The following is a 5,360-nucleotide window of genomic DNA, read 5'->3' as shown; positions in this document are numbered from 1 at the left end:
ATCGGCCAAGCGACGAGCGACCGACGGCGACAGGCCAGCGCCCACTTCCTTGACGACAACCGGCACGCCGAGCGCGAGAACGAGTTGCTCGATGGCCGGCAAAATGCCGCGCCAGTTCGTGTCGCCTTCCGGCTGAAGTGCTTCCTGGAGGGGGTTCAGGTGAACGATCAACGCATCCGCCCGGATCGTCTCCACGGCCCGTCGCGCAACGTCGATCCCTTTGACATCAATGAGTTGCGCAGCGCCGATGTTCGATAACAGCGGCACGGAAGGCATGAGGTCACGCAGTCTGTGCGTCAGCCCGCTATCGCTTTCGCCTTCAAGCGATACGCGCTGCGAGCCCACGCCGAAGGGGATGCGCAGGACTTCGGCCGCTTCGGCCAGATGGTGGTTGATCCGCTCGGCGCGCAGCGCTCCGCCGGTCATGGAGCTGATCAGCAGGGGGGCTGAGAGGGGCTTGCCCAGCCACTCCGTCGACAGGTCGATGTCGGCAAGATCCAGCTCCGGCAGCGCGCAATGCTCGAGGCGAAGGGCGTCAAAACCATTGCGTGTAGCGGGCACGATGCCGGCGCCAGCGAGCACCAGGTCGAGATGGCTCTCCTTCCTGATCCTCAAAGCTGCTGACATTTCCGGCTTGGCATCCATCCAAGAGTTCCTAATTCGAATTGAACAGGTAGATATTGCAACGCCCGAACACTGCCAGCCCGTTTCACGCAAAGGTTGATGTTCCTGACACCAAGAGCCATGACTGACCTCGCAGCTTCGGCAAGCCATGACTGGGACGCGCTCAAGGCGCGTATCGAATCGCAGCTTCACGCAATGGCGGGCGCGCCGGAGCCGGACGAGCCGTTGGTGCGCACGGCCGTTCGCGAAAGCCTGGTAGGCTCGGGCAAGCGCATCCGGCCGATCCTCGTGGATCTCGCCGCCCGCGATCTCGGCTATGATCAGCCGGCTGCCTTGCAGGTAGGCTGCGCCATCGAACTCGTGCACACCGCCTCACTTCTGCTCGACGATCTCCCCTGCATGGATGACGCTCTGACGCGGCGCGGTAAGCCGACGGTGCATATCCGCTTTGGCGAGGATGTCGCGGTGCTGGCTGCGATTGCGCTGCTGGGCGATGCCTTTGGATTGGCGGCATCAGTGCCCGGTCTGAGCGGCGAGCAGCGGAGTGCGCTGACGCTTTCGTTGTCGCAATCGGTCGGCATGCGCGGTTTGGTTGCCGGACAATATTCTGACCTCCGCAATGTCGGCCAGACCAGCGAAAACAGCGTTATCCAGTTGAACGACCAGAAGACTGGCTCGCTGTTCGTGGCAGCCGTCGAGATGGCCGGTATCCTGGCCGATGCACCCACGGCACAACGCGAACAACTCAGGATCTATGGCATCGAGCTCGGCCGGGCGTTTCAGCTGTTCGACGATCTCCTGGATGTTGCAGGCGACGCGGCACGCATGGGCAAAAGCAACAACAAGGATTCTGGAAAAGCCGTTCTGGCGCAAGGACTTGGTTCAAAGGCCATGGCCAAACACATCCAGGCGCATCTCGACACGGCATCCGGTGCGCTTGCCCAACTGCCAAACGGCGCACCGCATCTGCGGGCTTTTACGGATAAGCTGTTCGGCACGCCGGGTGCGGGCATTCGCCGTCGCGGGGGCAGGAAGCCGGACTCGGTTCTGGCGAGCCTGCTCGCTTAAACCAGCGGCCTTTTCCACAGCGAGTCATCGCGCGGAACACCAACATGGCAGCGCGATTTGACCGTTTGGGCGAGTCCTTTGGCTGCAAAGCTACTCTTTTGCAGCCTGCTCGTGCGCACGCGTTCGTCCCAGGCGGAGGGTCCCCGTTTCACGACCTCCTGGCCGATGGCGCGATAGACATAAAGCGCGGTGGCGATCGCAGTCGCTGATCGGAAGGGCAGGGAGCCGATGCCGACCCTCGCTGAGGCATAATAAGGCTCGGCAGCATCGACCAGGCGCTTGGCAACGATGGCGAGGGCGTCACGATGTTGTGATGACGCCGCTCCATCCACGGGGATGCCGGCTTCATCAAGCCAGTCGAGCGGCACGTAGATCCGCCCATTCTCGGCATCTTCGACGATATCGCGTGCAATGTTGGTAAGCTGGAAGGCGAGGCCGAGGTCACAGGCACGGTCGAGCACCTTTACATCGCGCACGCCCATGATATCCGCCATCATGATGCCGACAACGCCGGCCACGCCGTAGCAATAGGTCATCAGGTCGTACAAGGTGCGGTAGCGGCGATGCTCGACGTCAGCGCGAAAACCTTCGAGATGGGCGAGCGGCAGCGCGCGCGACAGTTCGTGGTGCTGGGCGATGTCGCGCAGGCCGATGAAAGCCGGATGCTCGACCGGTCCGCCATCCAGCGCGTTCAGGGTGGCTTGGGTCAACTCCGCCAGCCGTTCTTCCGGCGATTGCTCCGAAATTTGTTTGCCATGTCCCAGCACCTGCCCGTCCACGACATCGTCGCAATAGCGACACCAAGCGTAGAGCTTGGTGACATCTTGCCTTGTCTGGGCGTCGAACAGCTTCGCCGCAGCCGCAAAGCTCTGCGAACCCTGAGCGATCGATTGGTCGGCATAATTCTGCGTCGAGGCGATCGTCATGGCTGGGCGTCGATCATCAGCTGCGCCGTTGCCTTTGCCGAACCGATCACGCCCGGCACGCCGGCGCCGGGATGGGTGCCGGCACCAACGAAGTACAGATTGTCGATCTGGTCGTCGCGATTATGCGGCCGGAACCAAGCACTTTGCGTCAGGATCGGCTCCAGCGAAAAGGCCGAACCTAGATGGGCGTTGAGCTCGCTGCGGAAATCGAACGGCGTGAAATGCCGGACGGTCACCAACTGCGAGCGCAGGCCCGGCATGTAGTGCTGTTCGAGGTAATCCAGGATGCTGTCGCGGTAACGCGGCCCTTCCACGTCCCAGTCGATATCGGCACTGCCGAGATGGGGAACCGGCGCCAGCACGTAGTAGCTCGCACAGCCATCGGGTGCGAGCGAGGGGTCGGTGATCGAAGGCGAGTGGAGATAGAGCGAGAAGTCGGTCGCGAGCTTCGGTCCTTTGAAGATCTCGTTGATCAGCGGACGATAGCGCTGCCCGAAGCACACCGTGTGATGCGCCAGCTGATCGTGCAGCTTGTTCAGCCCGAAATAGATCACGAACAGGGACATGGAATGCCGCTTGGCGGCCAATTTCTTGCCTTGGCGCGGGCCGCGCGGATGGCCCGACAGGAGCTTGTTGTAGGTATGCACGACATCGCCATTGGATGCGATCACGTCGAAAGGCAGCGTTTCGCCCCGGCTGACGATAGCGCGTGCATGATCGCCGTCCGTTTCGATGCGTTCGACGGGGGAAGACAAGCGGATCGTGCCGCCAAGATCCTCGAACAGCCGCACCAGTCCCTGCACGAGCGCACCGGTGCCGCCTCTCGCAAACCACACGCCGCCTTCGCGTTCCAGCGCATGGATCAGCGCGTAGATCGAAGAGGTCGAAAACGGATTGCCGCCCACCAGCAGCGAATGGAAGGAAAACACCTGCCGGAGATGCTCGTCCTTGATGAAGCTCGACACCATCGAATACACGCTGCGCCACGCCTGCAGCTTGGTCAGCTGCGGCGCCACTGAGATCATCGAGCGGAAGTTGAGGAACGGCACGGCGCCGAGCTTGATGTAGCCTTCCTGATAAACCGCGCGGGAATAATCGAGGAAGCGGCGATAGCCTTCGACATCGTCGGGGTTGCGCAGGCGGATCTGTCGGTCGAGCTCGGCCTGATCGTTGGCGTAGTCGAAGGTCGAGCCGTCTTCCCAGGCCAGCCGGTAGAAAGGCGTGACCGGCAGGAGTTCGACGTAATCCTCCATGCGCTTGTTTGCTGCGGTGAACAACTCGCGGATGCAGTTGGGATCGGTGATGACGGTCGGCCCGGCGTCGAAAATGAAACCCTGATCTTCATAGACGTAAGCGCGCCCGCCCGGCTTGTCGCGCTTTTCGAAGATCGTGGTCTGGATACCAGCAGCCTGAAGACGGATGGCCAGTGCCAGGCCACCAAAGCCGGAGCCGATCACGGCGGCGGTGCGAGATGTGCCGGTCATGACAGCTCCATAGGGCGTGGGTTAGGTCGTGGCTTACGAAGAAGGGCAGAAAGGGCTTGGGCCACCGGTACGGGCGGCTTGCCGGCCAGGATGCGCAGCTTGTCGGCCGCGGTTGTCTGGCCGGCATAGAAGCGTTCGATCAGCGGCTCGGGCAGCTGGTAGAATCGCTGCATCACGCGCCAGCGCTGGTCCTGTTCGCCCGCGAGAAAAAGCATGCGGTTCAGCGCCCGGAAGAAGCGCTGATCGCGCCACAGCGTTTTCGCGTGCGTTTGTAGGGCGGCAAGGATGGCAGCCGATGTGAGCTGGGGCAGGGCCGCGATCAGGTCCGCTACACGCGCCGCGTCGGGCAGCGAATAGCCGGTGGTCGGATGAAAAAAGTTGCCGGCCAGTCCGATGCGCGGAACCGTCACCCCTGTCCAAAGCAGATCGATGTCGCCGTCGAGTGTGATCGGTAGAACACCGTGCTCGCGACGAACTTCTTCCACGATCCGCCAGCCTCGCTGGGCGCAGTATCTGGAGATGCGGGCTTCCAGCTCGGCGAGGTCCAGCGCCCGGTCATCCACATAGCCGGTGTCCTCCACCAGCATCGTGGTGTCCGTAAAGGGCAACAGATAGGTGAAGCGGTAGCCGCCATCCTGCGGCGTGGTTGCGTCCATGATCACCGGCGCATCCAACCCGTGCGGCTCGGCAAAGCGCAGTTCGAGGCCGAGAAAGGACTGGAAGCGGATCTGCAGACCGGGATGAGGGCGAAAGCCGGTGGCGTCGATCACGGCGGGGGCCGTCAGCGTCGTTCCGTCGGCAAGAACCACCTGTGTCGGCGAAATGGATTGCACGGCCGTGTTCAGCCTGATCCTGTCGGGTAGTTGCTCGGTCAGCACCGCATGAAAGCGGTCGGAGGTCACGGAATTGTAGCCGGCCGTGAGACGCCTTTCGAAGGCGGGGAAGCGTACGCTTTGCGAGGGCCAACGATGCGCCACCAGCGGCGCCATCAGCGCGTGTTGGTCGGCAGTGAGATCATCATCGTGAAAGGACCAGGTGTGATTGCCGCCGAGCGTCGGGCCGCTTTCCAGCACGAGAACCTTCAGGTCGGGCCGCGCATGCTGCAGGCGCAACGCCAACAGCCCGCTTGCCAGCCCGCCGCCAACAAGGATCAGGTCGGCGTCCGTCATGCCGCCGCCTGCGATGGGTTTCGGGCCGACGCATCTTTGGAGAAGGCCTGTTCGATCAGGAGCGCTGCGCGCTTGGCGCCGCCGGCCGA

Annotated in this window: 5 protein-coding genes; 1 reads left to right on the top strand and 4 read right to left on the bottom strand. The window is 62.7% G+C overall.

Annotated elements, in window-relative coordinates; all coding sequences use genetic code 11:
- On the bottom strand, positions 1-717 hold a 717-nt coding region (locus RTX98_RS19700), incomplete at its 3' end, for an alpha-hydroxy-acid oxidizing protein (protein ID WP_312798562.1).
- 27 nt (positions 718-744) lie between these two features.
- Between RTX98_RS19700 and RTX98_RS19695 the strand changes: the two genes are divergently transcribed.
- A complete protein-coding gene (locus RTX98_RS19695) occupies positions 745-1,692 on the top strand; it encodes a polyprenyl synthetase family protein (RefSeq protein WP_312798560.1) in 948 nt (315 codons plus the stop codon).
- Here RTX98_RS19695 and RTX98_RS19690 read toward each other — a convergent pair.
- From RTX98_RS19690 to crtY, 3 genes are read right to left on the bottom strand one after another with little or no spacing between them, the layout of a single operon-like run.
- Positions 1,689-2,618, bottom strand: coding sequence for a phytoene/squalene synthase family protein (locus tag RTX98_RS19690; protein WP_312798559.1), 930 nt, complete (start codon positions 2,616-2,618; stop codon positions 1,689-1,691). The two genes, RTX98_RS19695 and RTX98_RS19690, sit on opposite strands and share 4 nt — an antisense overlap.
- Positions 2,615-4,102 carry a phytoene desaturase gene (locus RTX98_RS19685; protein ID WP_312798558.1) on the bottom strand — a complete coding sequence of 496 codons (1,488 nt, stop codon included), beginning with the start codon at positions 4,100-4,102 and terminating at the stop codon, positions 2,615-2,617. Before RTX98_RS19685 ends, RTX98_RS19690 begins: the two co-directional genes overlap by 4 nt.
- Positions 4,099-5,271, bottom strand: coding sequence for a lycopene beta-cyclase CrtY (crtY, locus tag RTX98_RS19680; RefSeq protein WP_312798557.1), 1,173 nt, complete (start codon positions 5,269-5,271; stop codon positions 4,099-4,101). The genes RTX98_RS19685 and crtY overlap by 4 nt, the downstream gene beginning before the upstream one ends.
- Positions 5,272-5,360 lie beyond the last annotated feature (89 nt).

Origin of the sequence: Tianweitania sp. (genome assembly GCF_032053605.1) — a bacterium.
Classification (GTDB): domain Bacteria; phylum Pseudomonadota; class Alphaproteobacteria; order Rhizobiales; family Rhizobiaceae; genus Tianweitania.
The sequence above is the reverse complement of the archived record's forward strand: the minus strand, read 5'-3'. Positions and strand labels throughout refer to the sequence as shown.